This is a genomic window from Motiliproteus sp., from assembly GCF_965230735.1.
Classification (GTDB): Bacteria; Pseudomonadota; Gammaproteobacteria; order Pseudomonadales; family Balneatricaceae; genus Motiliproteus.
In genome coordinates, this window is the sequence record NZ_OZ246016.1 from 1,188,252 (window position 1) to 1,203,849 (window position 15,598).

Annotated in this window: 18 protein-coding genes and 1 tRNA gene; 6 read left to right on the forward strand and 13 right to left on the reverse strand. The window is 59.2% G+C overall.

The genetic code is table 11. From position 1 onward, the window contains the following. Positions 1–14: 14 nt before the first annotated feature. The 3 genes from ACO05M_RS05595 to ACO05M_RS05605 all read right to left on the reverse strand — a co-directional run bounded on the left by ACO05M_RS05595 (position 15) and on the right by ACO05M_RS05605 (position 2,654). A tRNA-Gln gene (locus tag ACO05M_RS05595) sits at positions 15–89 on the reverse strand. A gap of 145 nt (positions 90–234) precedes the next feature. Beyond that, the gene (lolB, locus tag ACO05M_RS05600; protein ID WP_421868716.1) at positions 235–906 is read right to left on the reverse strand and encodes a lipoprotein insertase outer membrane protein LolB; all 672 of its coding nucleotides are present in this window, start codon (positions 904–906) and stop codon (positions 235–237) included. After that, a complete protein-coding gene (locus ACO05M_RS05605) occupies positions 903–2,654 on the reverse strand; it encodes a tetratricopeptide repeat protein (protein WP_421868718.1) in 1,752 nt (583 codons plus the stop codon). Before ACO05M_RS05605 ends, lolB begins: the two co-directional genes overlap by 4 nt. 389 nt (positions 2,655–3,043) lie before the next feature. On the opposite strand from ACO05M_RS05605, the gene hemA reads away from it, so the two are divergent. The 6 genes from hemA to luxS all read left to right on the forward strand — a co-directional run bounded on the left by hemA (position 3,044) and on the right by luxS (position 8,139). Beyond that, positions 3,044–4,306, forward strand: coding sequence for a glutamyl-tRNA reductase (gene hemA, locus ACO05M_RS05610; RefSeq protein WP_421868720.1), 1,263 nt, complete (start codon positions 3,044–3,046; stop codon positions 4,304–4,306). Positions 4,307–4,381: 75 nt separating this feature from the next. Next, complete coding sequence (prfA, locus tag ACO05M_RS05615; protein ID WP_421868722.1) at positions 4,382–5,458, forward strand: peptide chain release factor 1; 1,077 nt, start codon at positions 4,382–4,384, stop codon at positions 5,456–5,458. A 15-nt stretch (positions 5,459–5,473) separates the two neighbouring features. After that, entirely contained in the window at positions 5,474–6,370 is an 897-nt protein-coding gene (gene prmC / locus ACO05M_RS05620) for a peptide chain release factor N(5)-glutamine methyltransferase (RefSeq protein WP_421868724.1), read from the forward strand. Continuing rightward, a complete protein-coding gene (locus tag ACO05M_RS05625) occupies positions 6,367–7,122 on the forward strand; it encodes a HesA/MoeB/ThiF family protein (protein ID WP_421868726.1) in 756 nt (251 codons plus the stop codon). The genes prmC and ACO05M_RS05625 overlap by 4 nt, the downstream gene beginning before the upstream one ends. 21 nt (positions 7,123–7,143) lie before the next feature. Then, positions 7,144–7,578 carry a CoA-binding protein gene (locus tag ACO05M_RS05630; RefSeq protein WP_421868728.1) on the forward strand — a complete coding sequence of 145 codons (435 nt, stop codon included), beginning with the start codon at positions 7,144–7,146 and terminating at the stop codon, positions 7,576–7,578. 48 nt (positions 7,579–7,626) lie between these two features. Then, positions 7,627–8,139 (forward strand): S-ribosylhomocysteine lyase, encoded by a 513-nt coding sequence (gene luxS, locus ACO05M_RS05635; RefSeq protein WP_421868730.1) that lies wholly within the window; start codon positions 7,627–7,629, stop codon positions 8,137–8,139. Positions 8,140–8,400: 261 nt separating this feature from the next. Here luxS and ACO05M_RS05640 read toward each other — a convergent pair whose 3' ends face one another. The 10 genes from ACO05M_RS05640 to livH form a co-directional block, all read right to left on the reverse strand. Next, positions 8,401–8,592 (reverse strand): YqaE/Pmp3 family membrane protein, encoded by a 192-nt coding sequence (locus ACO05M_RS05640; protein WP_421868732.1) that lies wholly within the window; start codon positions 8,590–8,592, stop codon positions 8,401–8,403. Positions 8,593–8,665: 73 nt separating this feature from the next. Beyond that, entirely contained in the window at positions 8,666–9,379 is a 714-nt protein-coding gene (locus ACO05M_RS05645) for an alpha/beta family hydrolase (RefSeq protein WP_421868734.1), read from the reverse strand. Continuing rightward, positions 9,376–9,681 (reverse strand): antibiotic biosynthesis monooxygenase family protein, encoded by a 306-nt coding sequence (locus ACO05M_RS05650; RefSeq protein WP_421868736.1) that lies wholly within the window; start codon positions 9,679–9,681, stop codon positions 9,376–9,378. Before ACO05M_RS05650 ends, ACO05M_RS05645 begins: the two co-directional genes overlap by 4 nt. A 21-nt stretch (positions 9,682–9,702) precedes the next feature. Beyond that, complete coding sequence (locus ACO05M_RS05655) at positions 9,703–10,578, reverse strand: Dyp-type peroxidase (RefSeq protein ID WP_421868738.1); 876 nt, start codon at positions 10,576–10,578, stop codon at positions 9,703–9,705. A gap of 40 nt (positions 10,579–10,618) precedes the next feature. Next, positions 10,619–11,257 carry a hypothetical protein gene (locus tag ACO05M_RS05660; RefSeq protein WP_421868740.1) on the reverse strand — a complete coding sequence of 213 codons (639 nt, stop codon included), beginning with the start codon at positions 11,255–11,257 and terminating at the stop codon, positions 10,619–10,621. 2 nt (positions 11,258–11,259) lie between these two features. Then, positions 11,260–11,667 carry an acyl-CoA thioesterase gene (locus ACO05M_RS05665; protein WP_421868742.1) on the reverse strand — a complete coding sequence of 136 codons (408 nt, stop codon included), beginning with the start codon at positions 11,665–11,667 and terminating at the stop codon, positions 11,260–11,262. A 230-nt stretch (positions 11,668–11,897) separates the two neighbouring features. Further along, positions 11,898–12,599 (reverse strand): ABC transporter ATP-binding protein, encoded by a 702-nt coding sequence (locus ACO05M_RS05670; protein ID WP_421870667.1) that lies wholly within the window; start codon positions 12,597–12,599, stop codon positions 11,898–11,900. Between the two features lie 21 nt (positions 12,600–12,620). Continuing rightward, complete coding sequence (gene livG, locus ACO05M_RS05675; RefSeq protein WP_114697245.1) at positions 12,621–13,388, reverse strand: high-affinity branched-chain amino acid ABC transporter ATP-binding protein LivG; 768 nt, start codon at positions 13,386–13,388, stop codon at positions 12,621–12,623. Beyond that, the gene (locus ACO05M_RS05680; protein WP_421868744.1) at positions 13,385–14,656 is read right to left on the reverse strand and encodes a high-affinity branched-chain amino acid ABC transporter permease LivM; all 1,272 of its coding nucleotides are present in this window, start codon (positions 14,654–14,656) and stop codon (positions 13,385–13,387) included. The genes livG and ACO05M_RS05680 overlap by 4 nt, the downstream gene beginning before the upstream one ends. After that, the gene (gene livH / locus ACO05M_RS05685; protein ID WP_421868746.1) at positions 14,656–15,582 is read right to left on the reverse strand and encodes a high-affinity branched-chain amino acid ABC transporter permease LivH; all 927 of its coding nucleotides are present in this window, start codon (positions 15,580–15,582) and stop codon (positions 14,656–14,658) included. Before livH ends, ACO05M_RS05680 begins: the two co-directional genes overlap by 1 nt. Between the last annotated feature and the right edge of the window lie 16 nt (positions 15,583–15,598).

Below are 15,598 nucleotides of genomic sequence, written 5' to 3' on the forward strand. Positions count from 1 at the left end.
CGTATTAAATAAGATGGCTGGGGTAGCAGGATTCGAACCTGCGCATGACGGGATCAAAACCCGTTGCCTTACCGCTTGGCGATACCCCAACTGTTCGGTCTGGACAAAATTTGGCCAGGGCCGTTTTTAAAGACGGCGTATTCTCCTAGATGGATCAGGTTGTGTCAATTGGAAAGCGGTGGTTTTTTGAGCGTGACAGCGGCGCTGGCGAACCGCTGCCCAGGTGGCTAATGATCAGCTGTTTTCGGCGTTCAGGGTCGGTTCCAGCTGCCACTGTTTGAACACCATCAGCAGACGCAGATCGTTGCCCCGACGGAGTTCGATCTTACGGGGTAGTAGAAGCCCGGTCTGGTCGAATGGATCCGAGGTCGACGGGTTCGTTTGCTGCTGATGTTGGTAGCCCAGATAGCGGATATCCCAACCGCCCTGGAGTAGCCGTTCGAGCCGGTTGCGGTCATCCAGTACTTTTATATGGGTTTGCTCCGGCGCCGGTAAGCCGCGGATCCAGTAGGGCATCTGACTGACCGGCACGCTCCAGCCCAGGCGTTGCTGCAGCAACTGTTCGGGTGAGTCGGCGTGATAACGACCCTCGCCGCTGACCTCCAGGGTGATCCCCAGCCGTTCGGAGCCCTCAATGTTGACGGCACCCTGCCCCAGCGGGCCTGCCATAAAGATGCGGTAGTGGTCCAGGTTCTGGGACCAGTTAAGGCTGGCGGAATCGCGCCGGTCGCCGTTGCGGATGCTGACCTTGCCCAGCACGGTCCAGCGGCTTAGCGGCATCAGTTGTTGGCTGCGTTCCTGCCAGCTCAATAACGGACCGGGTTCGATGGCGGGCGGTTGCGGTTGGACACCGCAACCAGCCAGCAGCGCTATCAGTGCCAGTGCGGTCAGACGGATGGCATTCATTGCTGCTCGGCCCGGCGCATGGCGTCAAGAATCAGTTCGCTGTCCGGATCCCGCTGCAGGGCCTCGTTCCAGATCTGGCGGGCTTGCTCCGGCTGGCCCAGCTTCCAGTAAACCTGGCCCAGGTGGCTGGCGATCTCCGGGTCGGGAAAACTTTGGTAGGCGCGCAGCAGATACTCCAGTGCCAACTGGTAGTCACCAAGGTTGTAGTGGGCCCATCCCATGCTGTCCAGAATGGCCGGATCGTCGGGCTTGAGCTTCAGTGCCTGACGGATTAGCTGCAGCGCTTCATCATGGCGGTCGGTTCGATCGGTAAGGCTGTAGCCCAGGGCGTTAAGCGCCGTGGCGTTGTCAGGCTCCAGCTCCAGCAAGCGACGCAGGTCGATCTCCATCTGTACCAGATCATCGGTCTGCTCGCTGAGCATGGCGCGGTTGTATAGCAGCTGGGTGTCATCGGGGTGTTGCTCCAGGCCGCGACCGTAGGTTTCCAAGGCGCGGCTTTGCAGGTCGCGTTCGGTCAGCCATTGGGCTTCGAGGGCAAACAGCGTGGCGCTACGATCCGGCGACAGGGTGCGGGCGTTGTCCAACAGCTTGATCAGGGTGGGGGCGTCGTCGGGACTGTCGAGCATCTTGGCGGCTTCGGCCATGCCGGCAACCAGGTAGTTGGATTTGCCGATCTTGCTGAAGTGATCCAGGGCCAGGGCTTTGTCGCCCTGCTCATGGGCGATGCGTCCCAGATAATAGTGCAGCGTCGAATTGGGTCCCACCGCTCGGTGTAGGGCGGTGAAGTACGCCTTGCTGGAATCGATCAGGTCATACTCGAGCATCAGGGCGCCGAGATAGAACTTGAGGTTGTGATCGTTGGGGTGGTTTTCGAGCAGCAGGTTGCCCTGCTGGATCGCCGTTTCGGTCTGTCCTTTTTGCAGTAGCAGGCGGGTGTAGAGGGTGCGGATCTGCTTATGATCGCGCTTGTTCAGCTCTTCGCGCAGATGTCCCAGCGCGGTATCCAGGTGACCGCTGCGGGCTTGCAGATCCGCTTCGAGCAGGATCGCGCGATCAAACTCCGGATCCAGGCTCAAGGCCTGCTGGGCCAGCGCCAGGGCTTGGTTCTCATCGCCGCCGTCACCGCCGTGAGGGTTATGGCGTAGCAGGCTGGCTTTGGCGTAGAGCAGATGAGGGTGGTCGGGCTGCTGCTGCAGCAATTGATCGATCAGCGCCAGGTAGGCACCGCGTTCATCGGATCCCATCCGCTGGCTGCGCTCGGCCAGGGCGTCGACGGTGGCCAGCGAGTTGCTGCTCAGTGCGCTGGCCAGTAACGGTTTGGCCTGCTCCAGCTGACCCCGTCGAATCAGTTCGGTGGCGGCCAGTCCGGCGGGGCGAGGGTTGTCCGGCTCGAGTTTGTGCCACAGTTGCGCCGCTTGAAGCAGGCTGTTGGAGTCGCGGTAATGCTGGGCCAGCAGGGTGGCGCGACGGGCGATATTGATGTCCTGGGTCCGCTCCGCTTCGCGCAGGTAGTTATGCAGGGTGACCTGGGGCAGACCACGGTTGGCGGCCAGCTCGGCCACCAGCAAGGCATAGAGGGTCGCACCTTTAAAGCTGCCGCTGGGTTGGGGGTCGATCCGGCTCGGCGCTTGCTGCTCAGCCTTGGCTTGAACCACGGGTTGGCTGGGCTGCAGGCTGCAGGCACTGAGCAGGGCCAGGGCGAGGCTTAATCCGAGAGGGCGGAAATAGGGTTTTAACACGGCGTTCATAGGGGCTGCGGCTGCCTTTGCTGATTCTCACGAGCATCATGCTCGCACTAACTATAAGGGCGTTCGGGTTAGGTTGTCAGGTTTTGAGCATTCCTGACTTTTATCAATGTGCTAACTGCACTATACACTCAGAATAGACGGCCTATTGACTCAGGACTGTCGCTACTCGAATTTGAGATCGGTTAGGTTGCGAACCTGTGGTCAGATCTTTATCCGTCTTTCTGCGGTTGTAGACAACGGATTGAGCGGTATTACTGCGGTGGATGTTAAATTACCGTGGCGAATATCAATTAGCGGTCAAATTGCGCGGAATGACTTAATCCCTAGATCATCAGCGTGTATTATTGTCCGCCCCTGTTTTATTGGGAGTTGGAGTTTAACTCGCTCAAATGGCGTTACTTGCGTTAGGTATCAACCATAAAACCGCTTCGGTTTCAGTGCGTGAAAAGGTGGCTTTCGCTCCTGAGCAGATGGAGCAGGCCCTTTCCAGTGCCTGCGACCAGGCTGGTCTGAAGGAAGTTGCCATCCTGTCGACCTGCAACCGTACCGAGCTTTACTGTTCGGCGTCTCTTGAAGGCAGCCGGGCCTTGTTGGAGTGGATGGGTGGTTTTCACGGTCTCAGCTTCGAAGAGCTGGAATCCTGTAGCTATGCCTACTGGGATGAGGATGCCGCGCGCCATATGATGCGGGTTGCCAGCGGGCTGGATTCGTTGGTGCTGGGTGAGCCCCAGATCCTCGGGCAATTGAAGTCCAGCTACGCGGTGGCTAACTCGGCCAAGTCGTTGCATGCCGAGCTGGGTCGCCTGTTCCAACATACCTTCTCGATTGCCAAAAAGGTTCGCACCCAGACCGCGATCGGGGAAAACCCGGTTTCGGTGGCCTATGCCGCCGTGAGTCTGTCGCAGCACATCTTCACCGATCTGAGCAAGAGTAACGCACTGTTGATCGGCGCCGGTGAAACCATCGATCTGGTTGCACAGCACCTGAGCCGGGCCGGCATCAAGCAGATCGTGGTCGCCAACCGGACGCTCGAACGTGCCCAGGCGCTGGCCGAACAGTTCCAGGCCAAAGCGGTGCTGCTGTCGGATATTCCGGATGAGCTGGTCAATGCGGATATCGTGATCTCCTCCACCGCCAGTCCGCTGCCGATATTGGGCAAGGGCGCGGTCGAGCGGGCGTTGAAGGCGCGCAAGCACAAGCCGATGTTCATGGTTGATATCGCCGTGCCGCGTGATATCGAGCCCCAGGTCAGCGAACTGTCGGATGTCTACCTCTATACCGTCGATGACCTGCGTGAGGTGATCGAAGAGAACGTCAAATCCCGCGAAAACGCGGCCAAGGAGGCCGAAGCACTGGTGGAGCAGGGTGCCCGTGAATTTATGCACCAACTGCGTTCGCTGGGGGCTACCGATACCCTCCGGGCGTTGCGCACCAAAGCCGAGTCGGTTCGCGATCTGGAGCTGGAAAAAGCGCTCAAGCAGCTGGAAAACGGCAAGGATGCGGCTCAAGTGATGCAGCAGCTGGCCCGCGGCCTGACCAACAAATTGATTCACTCCCCCAGCGTACAGATGAAAAACGCCATGGCCCAAGGCCGGGTGGAGATGCTGGAACTGACCCACGAACTGTTCGAGCTGGCTGTCGATAACGACTAGACGCCAGCCTGATACCTTTGAGCGGTAGCTGTATAGTAGGCTACCGACTCCGTCCCACATTCCTCGAAGAACGCCATGAAAGCCTCAATCCTGACCAAGCTCGATACCCTGAAAGATCGCTACGAAGAACTGGCCGCCCTGCTCGGTGATGCCGAAGTGATCAGCGATCAGAACCGTTTCCGTGACCTGTCCAAGGAGTACGCTGAGCTGGAGCCGGTGGTGCAGAGCTTCAGTGACTACCAGCAGGTACAGCAGGATCTTGCCGAGGCGGAAGAGATGCTGGCCGATCCGGAGATGAAGGAGATGGCCGAAGAGGAGATCGCCGACGGCCAGCAGCGTCTGACTGAGCTGGAAGACGAGCTGCAGCGGCTACTGCTGCCGAAAGACCCCAACGACGGCTACAACACCTTCCTCGAGATCCGTGCCGGTACCGGTGGCGACGAGGCGGCGATCTTTGCCGGCGATCTGTTCCGGATGTACTCCAAGTACGCCGAACAGCAGGGTTGGCGGATAGAGGTGATCAGCGAAAATGCCGGTGAGCACGGCGGCTACAAAGAGATCATCACCCGGGTGGTGGGCAAAGATGTTTATTCACGACTGAAGTTCGAGTCCGGCGCCCACCGGGTACAGCGGGTCCCGGAAACCGAATCCCAGGGCAGGATTCATACCTCGGCCTGTACTGTCGCGATCATGCCGGAGGCCGAGACCACCGAAGAGGTGGAGATCAACAAGGCCGATCTGCGGGTCGATACCTTCCGCGCCTCCGGCGCCGGTGGTCAGCACGTCAACAAGACCGATTCGGCGATCCGGATTACCCACATTCCGACCGGCATCGTGGTCGAGTGCCAGGAAGAGCGTTCGCAGCATAAGAACCGCGCCAAGGCGATGTCGCTGCTCAGTGCCCGGATTCTGGCAGGCATTCAGGAGCAGCAGGCCGCGGCCCAGGCCGATACCCGCAAGAGCCTGGTCGGTAGCGGCGATCGCTCCGAGCGGATCCGTACCTACAACTACCCGCAGGGTCGGGTTACCGATCACCGAATCAACCTGACCCTCTACAAGCTGGCCGAGGTGATGGAAGGTGATGTGAACGCGGTCATCAATCCGCTGATCCAGGAGCACCAGGCCGAGCTGTTGGCGGCCATGGGCGATTGACCCCGGGCCATCAAGGTGTCTTCTTCACTGACCCTGGCTGAGCAACTGGCGCGTGCGGTTGAGCTGAAAGCCGTTTCCGACAGCCCGGAACTCGATCTGCAGTTGTTGCTCTGCTCTGTGCTGGATAAGCCGCGCAGCTATCTCTATACCTGGCCGAAACGATCGCTCCGTCCCGAACAGCAGCAACAATTTGAACAGCTGCTGCAACGCCGCCTCGACGGCGAGCCCATCGCCCATATTTTGGGGCAGCAGGATTTCTGGACTCTGACGCTGGAGGTGAACAGCTCAACCCTGATCCCCCGACCCGAGACCGAACAGCTGGTCGAGCTGGCTTTGAAAGTGGGTGAGCAGCTCGGCGAGCAATGCGAAACCGCTACTTTACGGGTTGCGGACCTGGGGACCGGCACCGGTGCGATTGCGTTGGCGCTGGCCTCCGAGCAGCCTGGCTGGCAGATCAGTGCGGTCGAGTTCAGTCCTGACGCCGCAGCATTGGCCGAACGCAACCGACAGCGCTTGAGGCTGATGAATGTCGAGGTGCTCCGGGGCAGCTGGTGTGAACCGCTGTCCGGCCGTTTCGATCTGATCATCAGTAACCCACCCTATATCGATGCCACCGATCCGCATCTGAGCCAGGGGGATGTCCGCTTTGAACCGAGCAGTGCCCTGGTGGCGGCGCAGCAGGGATTGGCCGATATTCAGACCATCACCGAGCAGGCGCTCGATCACCTCAATCCTGGTGGCTGGTTGATGTTCGAGCACGGTTTCGAGCAGGGTGAGCCGGTGCGTGAGCTGTTGCGTCGGGCCGGTTATCAGCAGGTAGAGACCCATCGTGACCTGGCCGGGCATGAGCGGGCCACCGTCGGGCAGCTTCCACTGACGGGAGAGTCGAATACAGGAGATGCACAACCATGATGAACGATGCGCAGCTGTTGCGTTACAGCCGGCAGATTATGTTGCCGGAGGTCGATGTCGACGGTCAGGAAAAACTGCTGGCGGCGCGGGTATTAGTGATCGGGCTCGGAGGCCTCGGATCGCCGGTCGCGCTCTACTTGGCGGCGGCGGGTGTCGGTGAGTTGGTGCTTAGCGACTTCGATGAGGTGGATCTGAGTAATCTGCAGCGGCAGATTGCCCATGGTCAGGACGATATCGGCCGACCCAAGGTCGAATCGGCCCGTGATCAGCTGCTGCAGATCAACCCGGATGTTCGGGTGACGACGCTGAACCAGCGCCTTGAAGGGCAGCAGCTGCTGGACCAGGTGGCTGCCGCCGATGTGGTGGTCGATTGTTGCGATAACTTCGTCACCCGTTTTGCGATCAATGAAGCCTGTGTCCGGCAGCGGACACCGCTGGTGTCCGGCGCGGCGATCCGGTTGGAGGGGCAGGTCAATGTGTTCGATAGCCGGGACCCGAACAGCCCCTGCTATCGCTGTCTGTTTCCGGATGGCGGTGACGATGCCGCGCTGACCTGTGCCGACAGTGGCGTGATTGCGCCGTTGGTCGGTATGATCGGTACCACCCAGGCGCTGGAAACCCTGAAAGTGATCACCGGCTTCGGGCGTTCGCTGGTCGGGCGTTTGTTGCTGCTTGATGCCAAATATTTGGAGTGGCGTAGTTTAAACTTGGGTAAGGATCCGGACTGCCCGGTGTGCGGTAAGCCGGATTGAAGCTATTCAACGGAGAGAGCTATGGCGCAGCACTACGATGATTCCTATCTGCGGGATATTCTGACCTCGGTAAAGACGATAGCGATGGTCGGAGCCAGCCCGAAGCCTCATCGAGCCAGTCATCGGGTGATGGCTTACCTGCAGCGCCAGGGTTACCGGGTCATACCGGTCAATCCTGCCGGTCGCGGTGAGCAGCTGTTGGGGGAGCGGGTCTATGCCCAGCTGGATGATATTCCCGATACGTTGCAGATCGATATGGTCGACGTGTTCCGCCGCTCCGATGCGGTGCCGGAGATAGCCGATGCGGCGATTCGTATCCGTGCCAAGGTGCTGTGGCTGCAGCTGGGGGTCATCCATGCCCAGGCTGCGCGTCATGCTCAGGAGTACGGGCTCGACGTGGTGATGGATCGCTGTCCCAAAATCGATATCCCTCGCCTGGGGATGGAGTCTAACTAATCAAACACCAGCTCATCCTGGAGTTGGTGAACTAACCGAGGAAACAAGATGCCGTTGCTGGATAGTTTTACCGTCGATCACACTCGTATGAATGCACCGGCGGTGCGGGTGGCTAAGACGATGACCACCCCGGGTGGCGATACCATCACTGTCTTTGATCTGCGCTTCTGCCGCCCCAATGAAGAGATTCTGAGCGAAAAGGGAATCCACACCTTGGAGCATCTGTTCGCCGGCTTTATGCGTGATCATCTCAATGGTGATCAGGTGGAGATCATCGATATTTCGCCGATGGGCTGTCGCACCGGTTTTTATATGAGCCTGATCGGTACCCCGGATGAGAGTAAGGTTGCAGCGGCCTGGTTGGCGGCCATGGATGATGTGCTGAAGGTGGAGCAGCAGAATCAGATTCCGGAGCTGAACGAATACCAGTGCGGCACCTATCAGATGCATTCGCTCGATGAGGCCAAGTCGATCGCCGAAGATATCAAATCACGGGGTGTCGGAGTGAACTCCAACGTTGATCTCAAGCTCGACCCCAGCTTCCTCGAAGGCCAGGACTAATCGACTCGGCACCGGACTGATCGGCTTGCTCCGTTCCGTCCGGTTGCTTGGCTTAGCTTCTTCGCGCCCTGGCTTTCCGTACAGGCTTCTATCGCTGGATTTGATTTGAGAATTTGGAGGCGGGGGCGGTCAGGCTGGAATTGCCGTGGCGGTCCGGCGTTGAGGGAGAAAAAGTTTTCCTACCCATAAAAAAAGAACGGAGTCCTCAGCTGAGCGAGGGCTCCGTTCTCCCTTTCTGATCACTGGCGGCTCCAAAGGGCCTCAGCGGTCGGAAACTATTTCGGCGATCTTCTTGTCGGTGTTGTACTGACTCAATGCGTAAACAGACCAGATGGCGGCGGGAATCCAGCCGATCAGGGTGATCTGCAGCAGCAGGCAGATGATGCCTGCAAAAGGTCTGCCGATGGTGAAAAACTGCAACCAGGGGATCAGCAGAGCCAGGAGTAAACGCATTCTTTTCGGGTCGCCTCTGTAATTCGTCGTTGGCTCAGTATAGACATAGATTTATCAATCGAGTCAATTTTTTTTATGGATGATTTTTCTGCAAGTCGTTGTGGAAAAATGTCACCATCGTCTCGATCGCCTGCTCGAGATTACGCTCCAGTGTTGTGCCCGAGGCCTTGCGGGGCTTGAAACTGTGGTCGCCGTCTTCGAGCACGGAAACCTCGACGCGGTCCCCCAGGTTGTAGCTTTCGAGCTCCTGTCGTGTTCCAAAAGTATCCCGTTCTCCCTGGACGATCAGAGTCGGGCAGGGGGTGCTTGCCAGATGTTCGCCACGGTAGTTGTCCGGCTTACCGGGAGGATGGAACGGAAAGCCGAGGCAGATCACACCGGCGGGCAGCGTTGCGCCATCCGGTTGTTGCTCAACCAACTGGGCAGGCAGCATTGACGCCACCCGGCCCCCCATCGATTTACCCCCGATAAACAACCGGCTGCCGGCGGGCAGTTGTGACAATTGCTGTTCGAACCGACGCTGGTAACTATCGAGCAGCTTCGGCATCCGGTCCGGTGGACGTTTCTTACCGTCGACTCGCCGCCGATGCATGTAGGGAAATTCGAATCGAATCACTCGAATGCCACGGGCTGCCAAGCCTTCGGCAATCGCCTGCATGAACTCGTGTTCCATGCCGGCACCGGCACCGTGGGCCAGCAGCAACTGGATCTCAGCATCGGCCGGGCCATCGACGAGCGGATGACCCGGGGTCAGTTCCGCAAGATTATCGATTGTTGGAGCGCTCAAAGTACCGCCTCGAAACATTCCAGCTGGGGCGGGCCCAGGAAAACATCCTTGCGTGAGGCGCCGGCCTGAGCGTGGGCCTTGCGGAACGCTTCGGAGCGGGTCCAGTCTGCGAATGCCTGACGATCACGCCAGACCGAATGGCTGGCGTAGAGGGTCTGCTCGTCGCTGCCGGGGCCCCGCAGCAGATTGAAACTGACAAAGCCGTCGACTTCATCCAGAAAGGTTTCGCGCTGGCGCCAGATCTGCTCGAAATCCGCTTCACAGCCGGGCTTGATCCGGAACCGGTTCATGGCGATATACATGGTTTCTCCTTGGATCGGGTGTCAGTGTTCCAGCGCACTCAGGTCCAGCTTGCCGTCCGCCAATGCCGGGCACCAGTAGTAGCTGCCGGTTACCGGTCGGGTGAACTTAAACAGGGCGTCGGTGATGCCGTCTTCCAGCCCCATCATGCGAATCAACTGGGCCTCAAATGGGATCAGTGAGTGGCCAAAGGCGACGAACATCAGGCCTGCTCCCTGGTCGCTGCTCCAGGGCATGGAACGACGCAGGACGAAGGCTTCGGGGGTGAAACTCTCCTGAGCGGTGCGTTTGACATGGGCTGACTCGGGCGAGCCTTCAAATTCGACGTTGTCGCTGCGGCGACGGCCGATGCAGTCATCCTGCTGTTCGGTGCTCATGGCCTCGAAGCGATTGAAGTCGTGGACCCACTGCTGCACGGCGACGAAACTGGAGCCTTCGAGATGGGGCTGGCGGCTGAAGGCGGCCTGGACCGCTTCTTCGCCCTCCGGGTTTTCGGTGCCGTCCTCATAACCGGTCAGGTCGTGACCGTCGGCGTGCAGAAAACTGTCGACCGCTTGGGTCAGTTCAAAGCAGTCGGCCAGTTGTCGGCACAGATCACGCTGCTGGTGCAGCAGTTCGCCACGATCGTCTCCCCGGAGCCAGAGCCAGAGGGCACGGTTGGTAGAGGGGATGTCGATGCCCTGGTTGGAGAGGCTGGGGAAGGGCTTCATACCGCTGATATAGCCTTCCATCGCGTTGATCAGCGAGGTGCCGAGGCCGACGACCAGGCCTTGGTCCGGTGTCAGGCTTTGCAGGCATTGTTTCAGGGCGGCGGGATCAGTACCGGGTAGCAGGTTGAACGTCAGGTAACGGGCCTGGCTGGGAAGCGGGTCCAGAATGCCGGGTTGGGTCGTGGACATAGTGAGCTCCTTACGATCACGGGTCTGAGAGTTTGTCGTGTCATCCCAGCGGCGAGCCGGAGAGGCGCTGACGAATCGCAACGTCTTCGGCTTGGCGTCGGGCAAAGGCTTTAATTTCGTCGCTGCAGTCGAGCAGGTCAAGTTGTTCAGGCAGCTCGGCTCCAGCCTGGATCAGCATGCCGCAGAGCAGCTGCTGTTCGGCGAGTGGTCGTTGCTGGAGCAGCAGTGTCGTCAGCAGCCCCTGTTGCTCGCGCCGGTGTTGGTTTAGCTCGGCGCCGTATTGAATCAATCGATTCAGCAGCAGGTTGATCTGGTTAGCGTCTTCCAGTTGCAGGCAGTCAAACAGCGCTCGGCCATCGTCCGAATTAGGGTCGATACCGTTATGCAGCAAAATGGTACTAAGTTCCAACGCCGCGGGACCGGAGCTGATCGCCTGGCACAGTAGTGAAGCTCGCTCCGAAGCTTGATCAGGCAAGGGAGTGCCGGCCTCAAGCAGTTTGGCGAGCAGTTCAGTTCGGAACAGGCGCAGGCAGTGTTGCAGTGCCGTTGTGCTCTGGTCATTCAGCACGAGCGGCTGATCCAGTGGTTCACCGGCACGGATCGCTTTCAGCAGCAGCGTCAGGTCATCGTCGGCGATGGCCCGAGCCAGTCGATTGCGGCCGAAGAGTTTATCCAGCACGGCTACTGCTCCCGGCGGTAATGCTCGAGCTTCTGGCGAATCGAATCGGGTAGAAGGATTGAGCGATTCTGTTTGTAATCGATCCAGACCACTTTGCAGGGGCCTTCGGCAAAGGTGCGCTCGGGGTGCTGAACGGTGCTCAGATGATGGGCCAGCACAAAGCTGCTGCGACCGATCTCCTCCACGGTGATACTGACCCGGGTGGTAGCCGGGTATACCACCGGATAGAGGAAGTCGCAGGCGGCGTGGACGATCACCGGCCCCTGATCGCTGTTGGTGAAATCTGAGCCGATCTCCGCCAACCACTGTACCCGTGCCTCTTCAAACAGGCGGAAGTAGAGGGTGTTGTTAAGATGGCCCAGGGCGTCCATGTCGCCCCAGCGGATCGGGTGGTCGATAGCGAAAGTCATGCGGGTACCTCTTGCTGAAGGCAACACTGAATCGGTCGGAGGCGACACTGTACCCTGAGCGGACCGCGTGGCGAAAGAGCTAACCGGCTCATGTATCGGGATAAAGTCCGATAAATTAGGGTTTGCTGAAGTTTTGCGGCGGAGTAAGGCGCTTCAATAATGATTGCGAGGCGAATGGGGGGGATAGATAGCTGCCGGAGCGGGACGGGCCGCTCCGGCAGACGATGGGGTTAGCCGCCCAGATAGGCGTTGCGCACCTCGTCGTTGGTCAGCAGGGCTTCACCGGTATCCTGCAGCACGATGCGGCCGTTCTCCAGCACGTAGCCGCGATCGGCGATCCGCAGGGCCTGGTTGGCGTTCTGCTCGACCAGGAAGATGGTGACCCCATCATCGCGCAGCATCGAGATGATATCGAAAATCTGCTGGATGATGATCGGCGCCAGACCCAGCGATGGTTCGTCCAGGAACAGCATCCGCGGGTTGCTCATCAGTGCACGACCGATCGCCAGCATCTGCTGCTCGCCGCCGGACATGGTGCCGGCACGCTGGTTCTCGCGCTCCTTCAGGCGCGGGAACAGCTCGTAGACGTGGGCCATGTTGCGGTCGTAGTCTTCCTTGGGGGTGAAAAAACCGCCCATGCTGAGATTCTCTTCCACCGTCATGGCTGAGAAGATCCGGCGCCCTTCAGGGACCACGGCCAGGCCGTTACGCATGATCTTGTCGGTCGGTTCAGCAGTGATCTCCTGGCCTTCGTAGAAGATCTTGCCGCCGCTGGCACGCGGATCACCACAGACGGTCATCATCAGGGTCGACTTGCCGGCACCGTTGGCGCCGATCAGAGTAACGATCTCACCCTTGTTAACCTCCAGTGACACATCGTGGAGTGCCTGGATCTGGCCGTAATGGGTGGAAACGTTTTCCAGTTTCAACATTGAATCTTGGCTCATCCCGGCTTACTCCTCACCCAGATAGGCTTTAATGACATCCGGATTATCACGGATCTCGGCCGGGGTGCCGCTGGCCAGCGGTGTGCCCTGGTTGATGACCGCGATCTGGTCGGAAATGCCCATAACCAGTCCCATATCATGCTCGATCAGCAGGATAGAGACATCGAACTCGTCGCGCAGGTTACAGATCAGTTGATCCAGCTCCTTGGTCTCGTTCGGGTTCAGGCCGGCGGCCGGTTCATCCAGCATCAGCAGGCGCGGACGGGTCACCATGCAGCGGGCGATCTCCAGGCGGCGCTGCTGGCCGTAGGCCAGGTTGCCGGCTTCGCGGTTAGCGAACTCGAGCAGGTTGACCTTATCGAGCCAGAAGGCGGCGTTTTCCATCGCTCGCTGCTCCGACTTGCGGTAGGCCGGGGTCTTCAGGAAACCACCCATCAGGTTGGTGTTCATGTGCATGTGCTGCGCCACTAGCAGGTTTTCGATCACTGTCATCTCTTTGAACAGGCGAACGTGCTGGAAGGTGCGCACCATGCCCTTGCGGGCAATCTTGTGACCCTTGAGGCCGGCGATCTCTTCGCCGTCGAACAGGATGGTGCCCTGGGTCGGGTTATAGAATCCGCTGATGCAGTTGAATACGGTGGTTTTACCGGCACCGTTGGGGCCGATCACCGAGACAATCTCTTTCTCATGCACCGACAGGCTGACGTTATTAACCGCCAGCAGACCGCCGAAGCGCATGCACAGGCCGGATACTTCTAGCAGTGCTCTACTCATTTGGCTTTATCTCCGGTGCTTAATTCCAGATGGGGGCGTTTCATCGGGACCAGGCCTTGCGGCTTCCAGATCATCATAAACACCATCAACAGACCGAACATCAGCATCCGGTACTCCTGGAATTCACGGGCCAGCTCCGGCAGTACCGTAAGAATAATGGCGGCCAGAATCACGCCCAGCTGCGAGCCCATGCCGCCGAGTACTACGATCGCCAGGATGATGGCGGATTCGATAAATACGAACGATTCAGGGCTGATAAAGCCTTGGCGAGCGGAGAAGAAACAACCGGCGAAACCGGCAAAACTGGCGCCGATGGTAAAGGCGGTCAGTTTGACCACGGTCGGGTTCAGACCCAGCGAGCGACAAGCGATGTCGTCTTCACGCAGAGCTTCCCAGGCACGACCGATCGGCATCCGGGTCAGGCGGTTGATCACATAAACGGTGATCAGCACCAGCAGCAGCGCCAGCAGGTAGAGGAAGATTACCTTGTGGCTGGGGTCGTAGGCGATGCCGAAAAACTCGTGGAACGGCATGTTGTCCGGGTCCTTGGCACGGCGGGAGAACTCGAGGCCGAAGATATCCGGCTTCGGAATTCGGCTGATACCGTTGGGGCCGCCGGTGACGTCGGTCCAGTTCAGCAGCAGAATCCGGATGATCTCACCGAAGCCCAGGGTCACGATCGCCAGGTAGTCACCCCGCAGTCGCAGCACCGGGAAGCCCAGCAGGAAGCCGAACAGAGCCGCCAGCAGGCCGCAGATCGGCAGCGCAACCCAGAAGGAGACGTCGTAGTACAGCGACAGCAGCGCGTAGGTGTAGGCACCGACGGCGTAGAAGGCGACGTAACCCAGATCCAACAGACCGGCCAGACCGACCACGATGTTAAGGCCCAGGCCGAGCATGATGTAGATCAGCGCCAGGGTGGCCAGGTCGACCGCGCCACGGCTGGCGTAGAACGGCCAGATCAGCGCTGCGGCGACGATAAAGCAGACCGCCAGGGTCTTGATCCGGTCCCCTTTCTGACCTTCGGGAAGCATGCTCTCAACGGTCGGAAGCGTCGGCAGTTTGACCAGTCCGGTCAACTGATTGCGGAACAGTTGGAACAGGAACACCACCGCGGTGGCCACGAAAATCATGGTCCAGGTGGAGCTTTCGGCCGAGTGCAGGGTCAGGTTGATCCCTTCGGTCTTTAGCTTGATCCCCAGCATCATGCTGGTCAGGATCAGGGTGACGATGGCGGCAAAAATAGCCGGGTAGAGTGTTCTATTCATCAGATCTTCTCCACCTCAGGCTTGCCCAACAGACCGCTGGGGCGGAACAGCAGCACCAGGATCAACAGGCCGAACGCGACCACATCTTTATACTCACTGGAGAAGTAGGCCGAGGTCATGGCTTCGGTGGTGCCCAGCAGGATGCCGCCGAGCATCGCGCCCGGAATGGAGCCGATGCCGCCGAGTACTGCCGCGGTGAAGGCTTTCAGACCGGCGATAAAGCCGATATAGGGGTTTACCACACCGTAATACATGCCCAGCAGCAGACCCGCGACGGCGGCCAGCGCGGCACCGACCACAAAGGTCAGGGCGATGATGTTGTTGGTATTGATCCCCAGCAGGTTGGTCATCCCCAGATCCTGAGAGCAGGAGCGACAGGCTCGGCCCCATTTCGATTTGGTGATGAACAGGGTCAGTGCGCCCATCGTAATCAGCGTGACGGCAAAGATGATCACCTGCATATACGACAGACTGGCCTCGAAGGTATCGGGGCTACCGAAGGTCCAGCCGCCTGTTACCAGGCTTGGCATCGCGATATCTCGGGAGCCCTGGGCGAGCCGGACAAAATTCTGGAGGAATATCGACATCCCGATCGCCGAGATCAGAGCCAGCAGACGCGGGCCTCCGCGCAGCGGGCGGTAGGCAACGCGCTCGATGGTGAAGCCGTAGGTGGCGGCAACCATCATGCTGACCAGCAGGGCGGCCAGGAAGACCAGCGGCAGACTTTCCAGTCCCAAGTAAGTCAGGCCGGCGATGACGATAAAAGCAACATAGGTTCCGATCATGTAAACCTCGCCGTGGGCGAAGTTGATCATTCCGATGATGCCGTAAACCATGGTGTAGCCGATCGCGATCAATGCGTACGTGCTACCGATGGTCAGGCCGTTCAGCAGCTGCTGAACGAAATAGAGCAGTTGTTCTTGCATAGGACTTGTGACCCTT